We start from the raw sequence: 16,549 nt of genomic DNA on the forward strand, positions 1-16,549 counted from the left end.
GCCCGTCATGAAACCGTCCCGTCCCGTTGCTGCCCGGCTGCTACGACCGCGGCGGCCTGCGCGTCAAGGCGGGCCCGGAACGCGCATCGCCTTCGCGGAGCGGCGAGATCCGGCGCGGCCTTGCCCGTTCCCGCGAAGAATTGCGCGGCCTCGGGCGAGCCCCCGCACACGCCCTAGGGTTGGATGAGCCAGGCCGCGACGCCGTCGATCGAGCGGAACTCTTCCAGCGCGTGGATTCGGGCATCGGGCAGCGCCGTCCGGGCCATGGTCGCCAGCGCGTGGCCGGGGCCGAGCTCCAGGACCCGGTCGGCGCCGTATTCCCGACAGGCGTCGAGGCAGGCGGCCCAGTCGAGTGTGTGGGAGATCTGGCGGGCGAGCTTGTCGAGGCCGTCCTCGGGGCGGAAGATCGTGGTGCCGTCGAGCCCGCTGACCAGGCGGGGGGCTCCGGCAGGTGGGCGGCGCAGGGTGACAGTGGCGAGTGCGTCCCGGAAGGCCTCGCTCGCTTCCGCCAGCAGCGGCGTGTGCGAGGGCGTATGGACGGCCAGCAGGATTGCCCGCTGCGCTCCGGCCGCGGCGGCGTCCCGGCACAGGGCGTCGAGGGCGTCGCGCCGACCCCCGACCACGAAGCTGTCGGCGGCGTTGCGGATGGCGAGGTGGCAGCCGTGCCGGACGGCCAGGGCGTCGAGCGCGTCGCGGGTGAGGCCCCGGATCCCGGCGAGGCCGAACCCCTCCCCCGAGGCGGCGTCCATGGCCTCGGCGCGGCGGGCGGCCAGGGCGAGGATGTCGGCATCGGCGATCCGCCCGGCGACGCCCCAGGCGGCGAGGTCGCCGATGCTGTAGCCGGCCACGATGGCCCGGCCGGTGAAGCCCAGCGCCCGCCAGGCGGCGAGCGCGGCGGTGCAGCACAGAATCTGGCCGGCCCGGTTGGCGTGGAGCGCGTCGCCGCCGCTCCGGGCGAGGTCGCGCGGATCGGTGCCGCCGAGGAGCGGCGTCGCGGCGGAAAACACCGCCTGCGCCGCGGGATGGTCGGCGGTGAGGTCGAACATCCCCGGATGCTGGCCGCCCTGGCCGGAGAGCAGGATCGCGACGCTCATGCGGGCTCCCGGGTTCGGAACGCGGCGGCCGGGCGCATCGCCAGGCCGTCCAGGCCCTTGGCCAGCACGGTCCCGCCCTCGGGCGCGTCGCGCAGCTCGCGCCAGTGCAGGCCGGTCCCGTCCGGCAGAAGGACTTCGCCGTCGAGACGCATCGGGGCCTGTTCCGCGATGGTGGCGAGCCCGTCGAGCAGGCCGGTCGATACCGGTTCCCGGCAGGGCCAGAGCAGGTCGAGGTCGGAAGCGGCACTCAGGTAGGTGAGCCCGGTCACCGCCTGCCAGAGCAGGCCGCCGAACGGGCGCGGGATCAGGCCGTAGCGCTCGCCGAGGGCAACAACAGCCGCGATCGTCGCCTGCCAGGCGGCGGGGGCATGGGCCGCGGCCTCCGCCAGGCTCGGGCCGTCGAGGCGGGCGAGGTGCTCGGCCGGCAGGGCGAGCCCGATCCGGCGCTTGCCGTCGGCGGGCGGCAGCGGCAAGCCGAGCGGCACCGCCCCGGCGCCCTCCCCCGGCACCCGGCGGCGGACGATCAACGGCCGGCCCGCCTCGGCCCAGCCGGCGAGATGCGGCACGCCCGCGAGATCGTCCCGGGTGCGGAGCCAGGACGCCCAGGCGTCGGGATCGGCGCGGACGAGGTCCTGCCGGGTGACGGTGTCGGGCCGGCGGGGCTCGATGGTTGGGTGAGGCATCTGTCCCGTCCGCGATTGTTTCCTGGGGCGCCGGGACATACGATCTTCAGCCTCCCGTTCGGTCATGGCGAGCGCAGCGAAGCAACCCAGGGCAGCGCGCGCTCTCAAGACGGAGCGCATCGCTGGGTTGCTTCGCTGCCCTCGCAATGACGGGTGCGGGTGCTATCCGCGCCCGGCCTGGGCGATCACCGCCGCGCTGATCCCCCGCGCCACCGGCCGGCCGCCGCGCTCCTCGCCGAGGCGGTCGCGGTCGTCGCCGGGCTGGAGGTTGGTGATCAGGTCGCGGATCTGGCCGTCGAGCGGCTTGGCCGGATCGAGAACGACGTGGACCGCCCCGGTCGCCACCATGTTGTCGATCCCGGGGGCGAAGACCGGCGTCGACCTCGCCATCTCCTGGAGCTTGTCGAGGGGCAGCTTGGTCACCTTCGCCACCGAGGGCAGGTCCATCACGCTCGGATTGGCGCCCGGCAACGCGGCGAGCACCCTTGTCGCCAGCGCGGTGGCGATGAAGGCGCCGGCGGCCGAGTGACCGTAGATCAGCCCGATGGTCGGGTGGCCGGAGCGGTCGGCGAGCAGCAGCGCCTTGGCGAGATGGGCGAGGCACTCGTTGAGCCCCAGGAGCTCGTCGCGGCGGCTCATGCGCTGGCTGTCCGAATCCACCACCACCAGGATAGGCGCCTTGTCGCCGGCCCGGACCGCGTCGAGCACGGCGCGGGACAGGACGAGCGCCCCATCGACCCCGAGGGGCGTGTCGCCATCGACCCCGATGACATGAAGGGTCCCATCCGCGAACGCGCCGCCCCCGGTGACGAGGCCGTCGCGCACGGTGACGGAATGGCCCTGCGGAAACAGCCCGGCCAGGATCTCAGCGAGCGTCATGGTCGGCCTCCCGCACGCGGGCCACGGTCTCATCGAAGGCGCGCGTGTCCATGGCGGGCACCGCGTCCGGGTCGTTGACGCCCAGCCGGGCCCAGACATCCGTGGCGTCCCGGCAATCGCCGAAGCGTGCGAGGCGCGATTCGAGCCGGGCCTGCTCGGCCTCGAGCGTGGCGAGGTCGAAGGCGGGCGCCCGGCCGATCAGGTCCAGGGCGGCTTCGCGGAAGGCCGAGACGCTGTCGGCGCAGAACGCGTCGGCCCCACCGATCAGCCGGCGGTGCTTGCCGCCCATGGTCCGCCAGACCAGCGCCCGGTCGCGGGAATCGAACTCTTCCGCGCCCTTGTTGGTCTCGATCACCTCGGGGCCCGAGACCGAGATCCGGCCGCCCTCGGAGACGGCGAGCCGCGAGCAGGTGCCGGCGATCAGGCCGCCGCCGCCATAGCAGCCCGCCCGGCCGCCGATCAGCCCGATCACCGGGATGCCGGCCGCCCGAACGTCGACGATCGCCCGCATGGTCTCGGCGATGGCGGTCTCGCCGGCATTGGCCTCCTGCAGCCGGACGCCGCCGGTGTCGAACAGGATCAGCACGGCCGCCGGCTTCAGGGTGAGCGCGGCGCGCAGCAGGCCGACGAGCTTCGCCCCGTGGATCTCCCCGAAGGCGCCGCCCATGAACCGGCCCTCCTGGGCGGCCACGAGCACGGTCTTGCCGTCGAGCGTGGCCCGGCCGACCACGATGCCGTCGTCGAAGGCGCGCGGCAGGTCGAACAGCGGCAGATGCGGGCTCATGCGCCGCTCGGTCGGAGGCAGGAACTCCTGGAAACTGCCGGGATCGGCCAGCGCCACCACGCGCTGGCGGGCCGTGGCCTCGTACCAGCTCAGGGCGTCCGGGTCGGTACTCGCGGCGTGCGCGCCAGCCATGGTCAGGCCTCCATCAGCCGGGCGCCCTGGAGCAGGCGCAGGGACACGGTATCGGGACGGGCGCCGCCGTCATTGATGCTGATGCGCAGGCCGCCGGGCTGGGCGCGGGCGACGAAATCCGCCACCACCGCCTCCCAGACGGCGCCGTAGCCGGCGATCGGCGTCTCGATCGCGACCTCGCAGGCATCCGGCGGCAACACCCGCTCCAGCAGGATCTCGAGGTTGCCCGAGGCCACCACGCCCGTGATGGCATTCGGCACCGAGCCGGGCAGCGGTTTCTTCGTGGTGTGGCGGAAGGTCAGGGATTCCATGGTCGGTTCCTCGCAGGACGTCCCGTCATCCAAACAGAACACCTCATCCTGAGGTGCCGGAGCGTAGCAGAGGCCTCGAAGGAGGCGTCCAGTGATCTCGGCGGCCCCCGGAGGCCGCCTTCGTGGCCGGCCGACCCGCGGTCGCCCGGCATCTCAGGATGAGGGCGCGGGTGGGAGAGGCCCGGTTCAACGCGCGTCCCTACCAATTCCGGAACTTCGCCGGCGGCTCGTAGAGGCCCCCCGACCAGTGGACCAGATCCTTGATCGACTTGGCGGCGAGCAGCGCCCGGTCGGCATCGAGGGGCTCGATGCCCAGATCCTCGGGCCGGCGGATCACGCCGCGGGCGCGCAGCGCCTCGACCTTGGCCCGGTCCCGGCCGCGGCCGACATCGGTGTAGCCGGCCACCCCGCGGATCGCCTGCTCGCGCTCGTCCGCGTCGCGGCAGAGCAGCAGGTTGGCGATGCCCTCCTCGGTGACGATGTGGGTGACGTCGTCGGCGTAGATCATCACCGGCGCCAGCTCGAGCCCGATCTTTCTCGCCAGCTCCAGGGCATCGAGCTTCTCTACGAAGGTCGGCACCAGCTTCTCCCCGAAGGTCTCGACCAGTTGCACCACCAGCTTGCGGCCGCGCATCAGCGCGGGGTCGCCGACGACCTGACCTTCGCGGCCGGCCTTCATCCAGGCATCGGAGGGGTGGCGGCGGCCATGCGGGTCCGAACCCATGTTGGGCGCGCCGCCGAAGCCCGCCACCCGCGACTGCGTGATCGTCGAGGAATGGCCCATCAGGTCGATCTGCAGCGTCGCGCCGATGAACATGTCGCAGGCGTAGAGGCCGGCCGTCTGGCAGAAGGCGCGGTTGGAACGCAGAGACCCGTCCGCCCCGGTGAAGAAGATGTCCGGCCGCGCCCGGATGTAGCGGTCCATGCCGACTTCCGAGCCGAAGCAGTGCACCTGCTGGACCCAGCCGGATTCGATCGCGGGAATCAGGGTCGGGTGCGGGTTGAGCGCCCAATGGGTGCAGATCTGGCCCTTGAGCCCGAGCTTCTCGCCGTAGGTCGGCAGGAGCAGCTCGATCGCCGCCGTGCCGAAGCCGATCCCGTGATTGAGCCGGCGGATGCCGTACTCGGCATAGATCCCCTTGATCGCCATCATGGCGATCAGGATCTGGGTCTCGGTCATCGCCGCCGGGTCGCGGGTGAACAGCGGCTCCACGTAGAACGGCGTGTCGGCCTCGACCACGAAGTCGACCCGGTCGCCCGGGATGTCGACCCGCGGGACTTTGTCGACGATCTGGTTCACCTGGGCGATGACCACGCCGTTCTTGAAGGCGGTGGCCTCCACGACGGTGGGCGTGTCCTCGGTGTTGGGGCCGGTATAGAGGTTGCCGTCCCGGTCGGCCGAGACGCCGGCGATCAGCGCCACGTGGGGCGTGAGGTCCACGAAGTAGCGGGCGAACAGCTCGAGGTAGGTATGGACCGCGCCGAGCTGGATCTGGCCGCCGTAGAGCATCTTGGCGATGCGCGCGCCCTGCGGGCCAGAATAGGAATAGTCGAGCCGCTTGGCGATGCCGGTCTCGAACACGTCGAGATGCTCCGGCAGCACAATCCCCGACTGGACCATGTGGAGGTCGTGGACCTTGCCCGGGTCGCAGGCGGCGAGCCCCCTGGCCAGGCAATCCGCCTGTTTCTGGTTGTCGCCCTCCAGGCAGACTCGGTCACCGGGGCGGAGCACCGCCTCCAGCAGGTCGACCACGGACCCAGCCGGGACCACCTTGCCGTCGGCATGGGCGCGCCCCGCCGCGATGCGGGCGTCGCGCGCCTCTCGTTCGCCGCGCCACTGGGTCATCCGGCGTCCCCCTTGTGTATGCACAAACCAGGGTAGGTCCCGGTTTGCGCATTTTCTACCCCGTTCCAATCACGGTTTCGTATACGGGATTGCCGAAGTGTCAATATCTTGCATACTGATCGACAAGCAACAAACGACTGATTCGGGAAGGAAACGCCCCATGCCGAGCGCGTCGAGACGGGCGCAGCGCTGCGCCGAGACCGGTCTTGCCGGAGGGCAACGCCGATGATCGTCCTGGGTGTCGCCCTCCTGGCCGCGTGCACGCTGATCGGTGTGTATCTCGGCGATCTCCTCGGCGTCGCGCTGGGGGTGAAGGCCAATGTCGGCGGTGTCGGCATCGCCATGATCCTGCTGATCGTCGCCCGGCTCTGGCTCTCCCGTCGGGGCAGCCTGACCAAGGGCGTGCAGTTCGGCGTGGAGTTCTGGGCCGGTATGTACATCCCGATCGTGGTCGCCATGGCGGCCCAGCAGAACGTGGTCGCGGCGGTGAGCGGCGGCCCGATCGTGATCATCGCGGCTACCGGCTCGCTCGTCCTGTGCTTCGGCGCCGTGGCGCTGCTGAGCCGGATCGGCCGGCGCGACCCGGGCAGCCCGGAGGTCGAGCACGGCGGGTCGGTGATCGGCGGCGAGGCGGATCCGATCGTGGGCGCGCCGCCCGCGATCCCGGCCGCGAGACGGGGGTGAGCGCCATGGAATTCGGACATCACGTCTGGCACGGCATCGAGCACGTCTTTATCGAGCAGAGCCTGGTGGCGGCCTTCGCGGTCGTGGGCGCCCTGATCCTGGTCTCCAACCTGGCAGCCAAACGCTTCACGAAGGGCCGCGTTCACGGCTCGGCCATCGCGATCGTGCTGGGGCTGGCGCTCGCCTATCTCGGCGGCCTGTATACCGGCGGGAAGAAGGGCATCGCCGACATCCCGGCCCTGGCCGGGATCGGCCTGATGGGCGGGGCGATGCTGCGCGACTTCGCCATCGTCGCCACCGCCTTCGAGGTCGACGTGACCGAGGCCCGCCGGGCCGGGCTGATCGGCGTGCTGGCGCTGGCGCTCGGCACGATCATCCCGTTCCTCGTCGGCACGCTCACGGCCGTCGCCTTCGGCTACCACGACGCGGTCTCGATCACGACGATCGGCGCCGGGGCGATCACCTACATCGTCGGGCCGGTAACCGGGGCAGCGATCGGCGCGGATTCCACCGTCATGGCGCTGTCCATCGCCACCGGGGTGACCAAGGCCGTGATGGTGATGGTCGGCACGCCGCTGGTGGCCAAGCTGATCGGCCTCGACAACCCGCGCTCGGCCATGGCCTATGGCGGCCTGATGGGCACGGTGAGCGGGGTCGCGGGCGGGCTCGCGGCCACCGACCCGAAGCTCGTGCCCTACGGGGCACTCACCGCCACCTTCCACACCGGAATCGGCTGCCTGGTCGGTCCCTCGATCTTCTACTTGACGGTGCGGGCGCTGGTCGGTTGAGGATCCCCGGGGCGCGGGACCAGTTGATGCACGGCGAATTCCAGAAGATCGACAGCGGGCTGCTCTCGGACCGGATCCGCAACGCGCTCACCGACGCGATCACCGCGGGCGAGCTCCAGGCCGGCACGGCGCTCGACGAGCAGAACCTCGCCCAGCGCTACGGCGCCTCGCGCACCCCGGTGCGGGAGGCCCTGCGCCAGCTCGCGGCCTCGGGGCTGGTGGAGGTCCGTCCGCGGCGGGGCGTGGTGGTGGCCCGGCTGACGCCGGAGCGCATCGCCGACATGTTCGAGACCACCGCGGAGATCGAGGCGATGTGCGCCCGACTCGCGACTTACCGGATGACGCCGCTGGAGCGCGGCCGGCTGATGGACCTCCACGAGGATTCCGCCGCCGCCGTGGAGGCCGGGGACGTGGACGCCTACGACCGGCTCAACCGCGCCTTCCACGAGTCGCTCTACGCGGCGACCCATAACGGCTTCATGGCCGAGCAGGCCCTGGCGATCCGCGAGCGCCTGGCCGCCTTCCGCCGGACGCAGCTCCGCCACGCCGACCGGATCCGCCGCTCCCGGGACGAGCACGGCGAGATTCTCTCCGCCATCGCCGAGGGCGACGGCGAGCTGGCCGCGAAGCGCATGCGGGCGCACATGCTGCGGGCCGCGGCGGCGTTGGGGCGGTATATCGCGGAGACGGTGGGGTGAGGGTGCGGGACGGGGCCTAACCCTTGGTCGACCTGAGGCCCAACCCCGCCGCATAGGCCAGCGCCGCGAAGAGCAGGCCGGCTGCGACGGCGTCCCAGATCCCCTCGGCCAACAGGGCGCCGATGAGGCTGACCGCAGTCGCGGCGGCGATGATCCCGGGGGCCGTCCAGATCCGATGCGTCCGGTCCGTCATCGGGCCGCTCCCTCGGATGCCTTCACCCGGCTCGGGGGAACAGCGGCCCGGGACGCCCGCGACCGCCGGCGCGCGACCCAGAGATAGAGGCCGCTCCCCAGCACGATGATCGTCGCCATGTCGAACAGGGCCCAGACGAGCTTGAGCGGGAGGCCGCCGTAATCCCCGAAATGCAGCGGCTGCGACAGGAACAGTGCCTGCACGTACCAGGGCATGGCGCGCATGTCGGTGAGGGCGCCGGTCTGCGCGTCGATCAGGGCCGGCTTGAGCAGCCGCGCCGTCAGCGGCGTGTTGCCGGCCATGAATACCGCGTAGTGGTTGTTGCTGGAGAACGGCGTCCCGGGGAACGCGATGAACTGCGTGCGCATGTCCGGCGCCGCTTCCTGGGCCGTCGCCACCGCCCGGTCGAGCGAGACGAGCGTCTCAGGACGCGGCGTGTCGCGGTAGGGCGCGGTCATCTCGGCGAGCTGGCCCATCTGCCAGAGCTTGAGCATCAGGTCGGCCCAGGTGTTGACGGCGCCGGTCGTGCCGACAACGAGCACCCAGACGATCGTCGCGGCGCCCAACAGGTTGTGCCAGTCGAGCCACTTGATCCGTGCCGCGCGGCCCCGGCGCACGGTGCCGAAATCGAGCTTCCGCATGAAGGGACCGTAGAGCACCACGCCCGAGACGATCGCGACGACGAACAGCAGCGCCATCACCCCGAGGAACAGCTTGCCGGGCAGGTCCAGGAACAGGTCGGTGTGCAGCTTGAGCAGGAAGCCGATCGGGCCGGCCCCGGGCGCCGTCTCCATCAGCACCTCCGCCGTGCGGAGATCGAGCCCCACGAAACTGTCGGCCGGAACCGTCTGGAGCGTCTTGCCGAGCCCGATCAGCACCGCATCGGGCTCGTCCTTGTCGAAGAAGACGAACTGCACGACCTGCGCCGGCCTCGTCGCCGCGGCCGTCGCCACGATCCGGTCGAGCGGAACGTGGGGCGTCCCCGCCGGCATCTCGGGCAAGGGAGGCTCGTAACCGAGCAGGTGATCGAGCTCGTGGTGGAAGATCAGCGGCAGGCCGGTCAGGCACAGCATCAGCAGGAAGATCATGCTGATCAGGCTGGTCCAGGTATGGATCAACGACCATATCCGGAAGGCACGCACACGCGGGGCGTCGGTCATCGTCTCAGGCAGCTCCTTTGCGGAATCACCCCGGAGCTTCCAGGAATGGCGCCTAAAAATCCATCTGTGCCGAGAGCAGGTATGTCCGCGGTGTTCCCAGCGACAGGATCCCCGAGAAGCCAGACGATGCGTAATAGTTCGTGTTGAACACGTTCACGACGTCTGCGCGCAAAGTTACGGATTTCCCCCAAGATCCGATGAATGTGTAGCGTAGTCCGGTATCGAAGCGCGTCCAGTCCGGAACGACCTGTCGATTGCCCTGATCGTAGAACTGCCGGGCGGTATGGATGACGCGGCCGGTGGCGGTCACGCCGGGCAGAAGCCACGCCGGGACATCGTACTCGCCGTACAGGTTGATCGTGATGTCGGGCACGCCCGGGGCGGCCTTTCCGTCGAAGGTGTGGCCGGCCGTCCTGACGAGGCGCCCATCGATCGCCGCGACGCCGCCGAGGAGCCGGAGGCCCGGGACCGGCTCGCCGAAGACGTTGAGTTCGATCCCGCGGTTACGCTGGAGGCCGTTGACGGCAAACTGCAGCGTGGCCGGGTCCTGGGACGCGTTGGCACGGGTGATCTCGAAGAATGCAAGGCTGGTCCCGAAGGAACCGAAATCGTATTTCAGCCCGACTTCCTTCTGGTCCGCGACGATGGGCGGGAAAGTCTGGCAGGCATTCGGGGCGGTGATGGGCGCGGTTGGCGGTGCGATCAGCGCCGCGACGTAATTGCCGCGATCGACGTGGCGGCGAACCCCCGTCGCGCGAACAGCTCGGCCGCCGCCGTCAGGATGCGCGAACCGAGTTGTTCGGCTTCGTCCTTGGTCGGGCGGCCGCCGCGAGGCGATCTGACGGCGGCACGCGATCGACCCGGCGTGGGCTCTTTGGAAGCAGGAACCGGTTTTGCTGGTCTCGTCTTACGCAACCCGGCATCCTTGATTGTCCCGGGCCGTGAACATTTCGGTCCGGTCAGGCACGTCTCATCGATACTGATCGATAGGGGCTAGCATCTCGATCCGCCCGGAACGGCGCCCCCTGTGCGAAGAACGCCTCCCCCCTGCTGAGGGCCCACGGCGACATCCCGCCCTCCCCTCATACCACCTCCCGCGCCACCCCACCTTTCCCCACGCCGCTCCCGCCCAGCGCATCTGCCAGCTGGCCGATCCGCTCGGCGGCACGCCCGATCCCGTCGGCGGCGCGGGCGGCGTCTTCGGCGCGGTTGCGCTCGGCGGCCTCGGCGGCCTTGCGCAGCTCGGCCGTCGCGGCCTCCAGGGCGGTGTGGCGGGCGCGCAGCTCGGCCAGCTCGTCGGCGATGGTGAGGGCGGCCATCACCTGCAGGCGCATGTCGCCGATCTCGCCGAAACTCTTGCGCATCTCGCCGATGCGCGTGCCAAGGCTCTCGGCCAGCCCGGTGAGATGCTCCTCCTCGCCGGCGCCGCAGGCCATGCGGTAGAGCTTTCCGTCGATGGTCACGTTGATCTGGGGCAAGGATCGCTCCGGTGGGCGGCGCGTCGAGGATACCGGTCAGGCGCGTCCGAGCACGCCCTGGACCGTCTGGATCGCGCGGTCGAGCCTCTGGCCGACCACGCCGGTGGTCGCCTCGACCGCGGCGAGCTGCGCGCTCGCCGCGTCCAGGGCGGCGGCGAGCCGGGCCCGGTCCTCGTCCATCAGCGCCAGCTCGGCATCCCGGTCGTCCGGCTCGGCCTCGGCCTCCAGGCGGCGGGCCACGACCGCGTCGAGGCGGGTCAGCGCGGCCTCCAGCCGGGCGAAGGCGGCGTCGATGGGGCTCGGGTCTGGGGTGTCGTCGGCCATGGGGCTCCGCGTACCGCGCGCATCGCCCCGAAACGGGGGCACCGGCTTCGGGAAGGACGATGCGTCAGGGAGGCAAGTTTCGACCGGATGCCCGGAGAATGCCAGCCCGAATTGTCGGTCGCGCCCAGGCGCGACGCCCGCGGGGCGCGACCGGTTCGGCGCGCGACAGGTCTCGCCGAGCGGCCCTCCGCGATCGCGCCGTGATCGCGGAGGCCTTGATCCGTCACGTCTCAGCAATCGCCCGCGCCGAAGGCTGTTTATTGGATGTGGGATACGCCCGTGTTTGTCACAGGCTCGCGTTTGACAGGTCGAGGCGCCATGTTAGACAGCCGCGCGCTCTCGGAAGAGACCGCAAGAGACATGCCGGATGGCCGGTCCGTGACAGTCCCGAGACCCCTGCCGCCACCGTCGGAGCCGACGCGTGAGGGAAGCGGAGCCCGGCCTCTCCCGGCCCGGTTCATCGCAGGTTCAAATCCGCCCGCCCAGATCCGCCCCGCCCGGTCGGCCTGGTCCCGGGCTGCCGAGACCGCGCCGAGGATCGTCCCCGCCGGTCCGGCGCGCGGTGAGCCGCATCAGGAAGGAGTGACGCCGTGACGAAGGTTGCCATCAACGGGTTCGGACGCATCGGCCGCAACGTCCTGCGCGCGATCGCGGAAGCGGGCCGCACCGACATCGAGGTCGTGGCGATCAACGATCTCGGCCCGGTGGAGACCAACGCCCACCTGCTCCGCTTCGATTCCGTGCACGGCCGGTTCCCCGGCGAGGTCGCGGTGGACGGCGAGTTCCTGGTGGTCAACGGCAAGCGCATCAAGGTCACGGCCGTGCGCAACCCGGCCGAGCTGCCGCACCGCGATCTCGGCGTCGACATCGCCCTCGAATGCACCGGCATCTTCACCTCGAAGGACAAGGCCAAGGCCCATCTCGACGCCGGCGCCAAGCGCGTCCTGGTCTCGGCCCCGGCCGACGGCGCCGACCTGACCGTGGTCTACGGCGTCAACCACGACAAGCTGACCGCCGAGCACCTCGTGGTCTCGAACGCCTCCTGCACCACCAACTGCCTGGCGCCGGTCGCCCAGGTGCTGGACGCGGCCGTGGGCATCGAGCGCGGCTTCATGACCACGATCCACTCCTACACCAACGACCAGCCGTCGCTGGACCAGATGCACAAGGATCTTTACCGGGGCCGCGCCGCCGCGCTCTCGATGATCCCGACCTCCACGGGCGCCGCCAAGGCCGTCGGCCTGGTCCTGCCGGAGCTGAAGGGCAAGCTCGACGGCACCGCGATCCGGGTGCCGACCCCGAACGTCTCGGCGGTGGACCTGGTGTTCACGGCCAAGCGCGCGACCTCGGTCCAGGAGATCAACGACGCGATCAAGGCGGCCGCCGCCGGCCCGCTCAAGGGCGTGCTCGGCGTGACCGACCGGCCGAACGTCTCGATCGACTTCAACCACGACCCGCACTCCTCGACCTTCCACCTCGACCAGACCAAGGTCATGGACGGCACCTTCGTGCGGATCCTGTCGTGGTACGACAACGAGTGGGGCTTCTCGAACCGCATGGCCGACACGGCCGTGGCGATGGCCAAGCTCATCTGACGCGCGCCGCCCGCCGACCCGGAGAGGGACGGCGGGCGTCTTTCGGACCGAACGGCCCAACCTCGAACCAGGGATCATCCCGGGATGACCGACGTTTCGCAGGGTACGTCGAGCGGACAGGGCGCCGTCGTGACGCCCGCGCCGAAACCCGTAGCCCCCCCGCCGGCCGCGACGCCGGTCGCCACGACGCCGTCGCAGGGGCTGCCGGCCAGCCATCTCCTCGACCAGCTCGCGCGCATTGAGGACAAGTGCTCGCGGATCGAGGACAAGTACGCCCGCTCCGAGGCGCTGCTGTCCCGGGTCGAGGACAAGGTCGAGAACGCCGCCAACCGGATGAACGAATCCGCCCGGCAATCCGACCTCGCCGCCCTGCGCACGGAGATGCGCGGATTGGCAGACCGCACCCGGCGCCTGCCCGGCACCGGGGCGCTGGTTCTGACCGCGGTGATCACCGCGATCCTGACCGTCGTGCTGATGGTCGCGGTGCAGCGCCTGAATCTCGACCGCCTGATCTCGGCGCCGGCCGCCACCATCGGCACCACCGTCCAGTAATCCCGACCCGCACAGGACCGCATGAGCGCCTTCCGCACCCTCGACGACGCCGGTTCCCTCACGGGCAAGCGCGTGCTGATGCGCGTCGATCTCAACGTGCCGATGGAGAACGGCCGCGTCACCGACGCGACCCGCATCGAACGCGTCGCCCCGACCATCCGGGAAGTCGCCGACAAGGGCGCCAGGGTGATCCTGCTGGCCCATTTCGGCCGGCCGAAGGGCAAGCGGGATAAGAAGGATTCCCTGGAGCCGGTGGTGCCGGCGCTGAGCCAGGCGCTCGGCCGCCCGGTCGCCTTCGCGGCCGACTGCGTCGGTGACGACGCGGCTCGGGCGGTAGCGGCGCTGAAGGACGGCGACATCCTGCTTTTGGAAAACACCCGCTACCACGCCGGCGAGGAGAAGAACGACGCGGCCTTCGCCGACGCGCTGGCGGCCAACGGCGACGTCTACGTCAACGAGGCCTTCTCGGCCGCCCACCGCGCCCACGCCTCCACCGAGGGCCTGGCCCACCGCCTGCCGGCCTATGCGGGCCGCGAGATGCAGGCCGAGCTCGAAGCCCTGACCAAGGGCTTGGAGGCGCCGCAGCGCCCGGTCATCGCGCTCGTCGGCGGCGCCAAGGTGTCGTCGAAGATCAACCTGCTGGAGAACCTTGTCGCCAAGGTCGACATGCTGGTGATCGGCGGCGGCATGGCCAACACCTTCCTGCACGCGCAGGGCAAGGCGGTCGGCAAGTCCCTGTGTGAGAAGGACCTCGCCGAGACCGCCACCCGGATCCTGGCGGCGGCCGAGAAGGCCGGCTGCCGGATCATCCTGCCGGTGGACGCGGTGGCGGCCACGGAGTTCAAGGCCCAGGCCCCGCACGAGACCGTGCCGGTGGATTCGGTGCCCGAGGGCAGCATGATCCTCGATGCCGGCCCGCGCTCGGTCGCCGAGATCAACGCCGCCATCGACGGCGCCAAGACTTTGGTCTGGAACGGCCCGCTCGGCGCCTTCGAGCTCGCGCCCTTCGACGCGGCCACGGTGGCCGCTGCCAAGCATGCGGCCGCGCGCACCAAGGCCGGCCAGCTCGTCTCGGTGGCGGGCGGCGGCGACACGGTGGCCGCCCTGAACCACGCGGGCGTGGCGGCCGACTTCACCTACGTCTCCACCGCGGGTGGCGCCTTCCTCGAGTGGCTCGAGGGCAAGGCCCTGCCGGGCGTCGAGGCGCTGCGGGCCAAGGGTTGAGAACCGCGCGGCGGCATCGGGTGCTGGCCCGACAACGCCGCGCACCTATCTAAAGCTTGGCCTCCACCGGCCAGGGGCGTGTCGATGAGCGAGACTCTGGAAACCGTCACGATCGAGATCCTGAGGGACATGCAGGCGAAGATCGTGCAATCGCGGACCGAGACCTTGGCTCGACTCGACAGCCTCGAAGCCACCATACCGGCGGATCAGAGCAAGGCGATCGCCTTGCTCGCGACCATGCGCGCCTCGGCCAGCGAGTTCGATGCCTGTGTCAAAGACATCGACAACCTGATCGCCGGCCTGGACCACGAGGCACACTAGATTTCCGTCGCCGTGGGCGATCGGGCGGACCACCAGACGGTAAGCGGGAAGACAGACGACGATGGCACGGATCACCCTCAGGCAGCTTCTCGACCACGCCGCTGAGCACGAATACGGTGTGCCGGCGTTCAACCTGAACAACATGGAACAGGGCCTGGCGATCATGGCGGCGGCCGATGCCACCGACTCGCCGGTGATCCTGCAGGCGAGCCGCGGTGCCCGCGCCTATGCCAACGACGTGGTGCTGGCCAAGCTGATCGACGGCCTGGTCGAGATCTACCCGCACATCCCGGTCTGCATGCATCTGGACCACGGGAACAACGAGGCGACCTGCGCCACCGCGATCCAGTACGGCTTCACCTCGGTGATGATGGACGGGTCGCTCAAGGCCGACGGCAAGACCCCGGCCGACTACAACTACAATGTCGAGATAACCCGCAACGTCACCAAGATGGCCCATTGGGCCGGCGTCTCGGTGGAGGGCGAGCTCGGCGTGCTCGGCTCGCTGGAGAGCGGCCAGGGCGAGGCCGAGGACGGTCACGGCGCCGAGGGCACGCTCAGCCACGACCAGCTGCTGACCGACCCGGACGAGGCGGTGAAGTTCGTGGAGGCCACCAAGGTCGACGCTCTCGCGGTCGCCATGGGCACCAGCCACGGCGCCTACAAGTTCACCCGCAAGCCGGACGGCGACGTGCTGGCGATGAACGTGATCGAGGAGATCCACCGCCGCCTGCCGACCACCCACCTGGTGATGCACGGCTCCTCGTCGGTGCCGCAGGAGCTGCAGGACATCATCAACCAGTATGGCGGCCAGATGAAGCCGACCTGGGGCGTGCCGGTCGAGGAGATCCAGCGCGGCATCAAGCACGGCGTGCGCAAGATCAACATCGACACCGACAACCGCATGGCGATGACCGGCCAGATCCGGAAGGTGCTCACCGAGAACCCGTCCGAGTTCGACCCGCGCAAGTACCTGAAGCCCGCCATGGAGGCGATGACCAAGCTGTGCAAGCAGCGCTTCGAGGAGTTCGGTACCGCCGGCAAGGGCTCGAAGATCCGGCCGATCTCCGTCTCCGAGATGGCCAAGCGCTACGCCAGCGGCGCGCTGGATCCGAAGATCGGCGCGCAGTAACGCGCCGGCCGGCCGGTTCGATGAGCAGCCAACAGCGCCTCGCCCTGCTCGGGCCCCACAACCTGGATGCCGACGGCATCGACGCCTTCGCGGCCGCGCTCGACGCGGCCTGCAAGGCGGGCGATGTCGCGGCCGTGATCCTGCGGCTGGCCGCCACCGACGAGCGCGGGCTCACCGCCCGGGTGAAGCAGATCGCGCCGATCACCCAGGGCTGCGGCGCGGCGCTGGTGGTGGCCTGCCCGGGCTTCACCGGCGACCTCGTCTCGGTGGCGACCCGTGGCGGCGCCGACGGGGTGCATGTCGACAAGCCGCGCGACCTGAAGGACCTGCGCGACCGTCTCCGGGACGGCCGCATCCTCGGGGCGGGCGGCCTCGAGACCAAGCACGGCGCCATGGAGGCGGGCGAGGCCGGCATCGATTACCTGATGTTCGGGGGCCTCTATCCGGACGGTGTCGCCCCCGAGGCCGAGACCGTGCTGGCCCGGGCCGAATGGTGGGCCGAGATCTTCGAGACGCCCTGCGTCGCGGTTGCCGCGGCACCGGACGAGATCGGCCCGCTCGCGGCCACCGGTGCCGAGTTCGTCGGCCTGGAGAGCGGCCTATGGCTGAACGAGCCCGACGCCGTGGCCCGGGCGCAGGCCGTGCTCGCGGGGCAGGCCGCGTGAGCCTTC

At 70.6% G+C, this 16,549-nt stretch carries 21 protein-coding genes; 9 read left to right on the forward strand and 12 right to left on the reverse strand.

Features of this window, described 5'->3' with window-relative positions; all coding sequences use genetic code 11:
• Positions 1 to 173: 173 nt before the first annotated feature.
• The 6 genes from WYO_RS25425 to mdcA all read right to left on the reverse strand — a co-directional run bounded on the left by WYO_RS25425 (position 174) and on the right by mdcA (position 5,729).
• Complete coding sequence (locus WYO_RS25425; protein ID WP_007568070.1) at positions 174 to 1,094, reverse strand: acyltransferase domain-containing protein; 921 nt, start codon at positions 1,092 to 1,094, stop codon at positions 174 to 176.
• Positions 1,091 to 1,777 (reverse strand): malonate decarboxylase holo-[acyl-carrier-protein] synthase, encoded by a 687-nt coding sequence (gene mdcG / locus WYO_RS25430; protein WP_007568072.1) that lies wholly within the window; start codon positions 1,775 to 1,777, stop codon positions 1,091 to 1,093. Before mdcG ends, WYO_RS25425 begins: the two co-directional genes overlap by 4 nt.
• A gap of 162 nt (positions 1,778 to 1,939) precedes the next feature.
• Positions 1,940 to 2,656, reverse strand: a complete 717-nt coding sequence (gene mdcE, locus WYO_RS25435; RefSeq protein WP_007568074.1) for a biotin-independent malonate decarboxylase subunit gamma — start codon at positions 2,654 to 2,656, stop codon at positions 1,940 to 1,942.
• Complete coding sequence (locus WYO_RS25440; RefSeq protein WP_007568075.1) at positions 2,643 to 3,572, reverse strand: biotin-independent malonate decarboxylase subunit beta; 930 nt, start codon at positions 3,570 to 3,572, stop codon at positions 2,643 to 2,645. Before WYO_RS25440 ends, mdcE begins: the two co-directional genes overlap by 14 nt.
• 2 nt (positions 3,573 to 3,574) lie before the next feature.
• Positions 3,575 to 3,883 (reverse strand): malonate decarboxylase acyl carrier protein, encoded by a 309-nt coding sequence (gene mdcC, locus WYO_RS25445; protein ID WP_007568076.1) that lies wholly within the window; start codon positions 3,881 to 3,883, stop codon positions 3,575 to 3,577.
• Positions 3,884 to 4,082: 199 nt separating this feature from the next.
• Positions 4,083 to 5,729, reverse strand: coding sequence for a malonate decarboxylase subunit alpha (gene mdcA / locus WYO_RS25450; protein WP_007568077.1), 1,647 nt, complete (start codon positions 5,727 to 5,729; stop codon positions 4,083 to 4,085).
• A 225-nt stretch (positions 5,730 to 5,954) separates the two neighbouring features.
• Between mdcA and madL the strand changes: the two genes are divergently transcribed.
• From madL to WYO_RS25465, 3 genes are read left to right on the forward strand one after another with little or no spacing between them, the layout of a single operon-like run.
• Positions 5,955 to 6,413, forward strand: coding sequence for a malonate transporter subunit MadL (madL, locus tag WYO_RS25455; protein WP_007568078.1), 459 nt, complete (start codon positions 5,955 to 5,957; stop codon positions 6,411 to 6,413).
• A gap of 5 nt (positions 6,414 to 6,418) precedes the next feature.
• Positions 6,419 to 7,201: a malonate transporter subunit MadM gene (gene madM / locus WYO_RS25460; protein WP_007568079.1), complete on the forward strand. Its 783-nt coding sequence runs from the start codon at positions 6,419 to 6,421 to the stop codon at positions 7,199 to 7,201.
• Positions 7,202 to 7,227: 26 nt separating this feature from the next.
• Positions 7,228 to 7,899 carry a GntR family transcriptional regulator gene (locus WYO_RS25465; protein ID WP_007568081.1) on the forward strand — a complete coding sequence of 224 codons (672 nt, stop codon included), beginning with the start codon at positions 7,228 to 7,230 and terminating at the stop codon, positions 7,897 to 7,899.
• Between the two features lie 16 nt (positions 7,900 to 7,915).
• Here WYO_RS25465 and WYO_RS31795 read toward each other — a convergent pair whose 3' ends face one another.
• The 6 genes from WYO_RS31795 to WYO_RS25490 all read right to left on the reverse strand — a co-directional run bounded on the left by WYO_RS31795 (position 7,916) and on the right by WYO_RS25490 (position 11,054).
• A complete protein-coding gene (locus tag WYO_RS31795; RefSeq protein ID WP_007568083.1) occupies positions 7,916 to 8,092 on the reverse strand; it encodes a hypothetical protein in 177 nt (58 codons plus the stop codon).
• The gene (locus tag WYO_RS25470; protein WP_348270300.1) at positions 8,089 to 9,210 is read right to left on the reverse strand and encodes a PepSY domain-containing protein; all 1,122 of its coding nucleotides are present in this window, start codon (positions 9,208 to 9,210) and stop codon (positions 8,089 to 8,091) included. The genes WYO_RS31795 and WYO_RS25470 overlap by 4 nt, the downstream gene beginning before the upstream one ends.
• 94 nt (positions 9,211 to 9,304) lie before the next feature.
• On the reverse strand, positions 9,305 to 9,958 hold the full coding sequence (locus WYO_RS30250; protein ID WP_081497043.1) for a TonB-dependent receptor: 654 nt from the start codon (positions 9,956 to 9,958) through the stop codon (positions 9,305 to 9,307).
• A complete protein-coding gene (locus tag WYO_RS30255) occupies positions 9,955 to 10,167 on the reverse strand; it encodes a TetR family transcriptional regulator (protein WP_128755092.1) in 213 nt (70 codons plus the stop codon). Before WYO_RS30255 ends, WYO_RS30250 begins: the two co-directional genes overlap by 4 nt.
• 167 nt (positions 10,168 to 10,334) lie before the next feature.
• Positions 10,335 to 10,730 carry a cell division protein ZapA gene (gene zapA, locus WYO_RS25485; RefSeq protein ID WP_007568087.1) on the reverse strand — a complete coding sequence of 132 codons (396 nt, stop codon included), beginning with the start codon at positions 10,728 to 10,730 and terminating at the stop codon, positions 10,335 to 10,337.
• A gap of 36 nt (positions 10,731 to 10,766) precedes the next feature.
• Complete coding sequence (locus WYO_RS25490; protein ID WP_007568088.1) at positions 10,767 to 11,054, reverse strand: DUF4164 family protein; 288 nt, start codon at positions 11,052 to 11,054, stop codon at positions 10,767 to 10,769.
• A 590-nt stretch (positions 11,055 to 11,644) separates the two neighbouring features.
• On the opposite strand from WYO_RS25490, the gene gap reads away from it, so the two are divergent.
• From gap to WYO_RS25520, 6 genes are all read left to right on the forward strand, one after another.
• Entirely contained in the window at positions 11,645 to 12,649 is a 1,005-nt protein-coding gene (gene gap / locus WYO_RS25495) for a type I glyceraldehyde-3-phosphate dehydrogenase (RefSeq protein WP_007568089.1), read from the forward strand.
• A gap of 84 nt (positions 12,650 to 12,733) precedes the next feature.
• Positions 12,734 to 13,201, forward strand: a complete 468-nt coding sequence (locus WYO_RS25500; RefSeq protein WP_007568090.1) for a hypothetical protein — start codon at positions 12,734 to 12,736, stop codon at positions 13,199 to 13,201.
• A gap of 21 nt (positions 13,202 to 13,222) precedes the next feature.
• A complete protein-coding gene (locus WYO_RS25505; RefSeq protein WP_007568091.1) occupies positions 13,223 to 14,425 on the forward strand; it encodes a phosphoglycerate kinase in 1,203 nt (400 codons plus the stop codon).
• A gap of 84 nt (positions 14,426 to 14,509) precedes the next feature.
• A complete protein-coding gene (locus WYO_RS25510; protein WP_007568092.1) occupies positions 14,510 to 14,746 on the forward strand; it encodes a hypothetical protein in 237 nt (78 codons plus the stop codon).
• Positions 14,747 to 14,807: 61 nt separating this feature from the next.
• On the forward strand, positions 14,808 to 15,878 hold the full coding sequence (gene fba / locus WYO_RS25515; RefSeq protein WP_007568093.1) for a class II fructose-bisphosphate aldolase: 1,071 nt from the start codon (positions 14,808 to 14,810) through the stop codon (positions 15,876 to 15,878).
• Positions 15,879 to 15,898: 20 nt separating this feature from the next.
• A complete protein-coding gene (locus tag WYO_RS25520) occupies positions 15,899 to 16,543 on the forward strand; it encodes a thiamine phosphate synthase (RefSeq protein WP_007568095.1) in 645 nt (214 codons plus the stop codon).
• Positions 16,544 to 16,549 lie beyond the last annotated feature (6 nt).

The sequence above is a fragment of the Methylobacterium sp. GXF4 genome (assembly GCF_000272495.1).
GTDB lineage: Bacteria > Pseudomonadota > Alphaproteobacteria > Rhizobiales > Beijerinckiaceae > Methylobacterium > Methylobacterium brachiatum.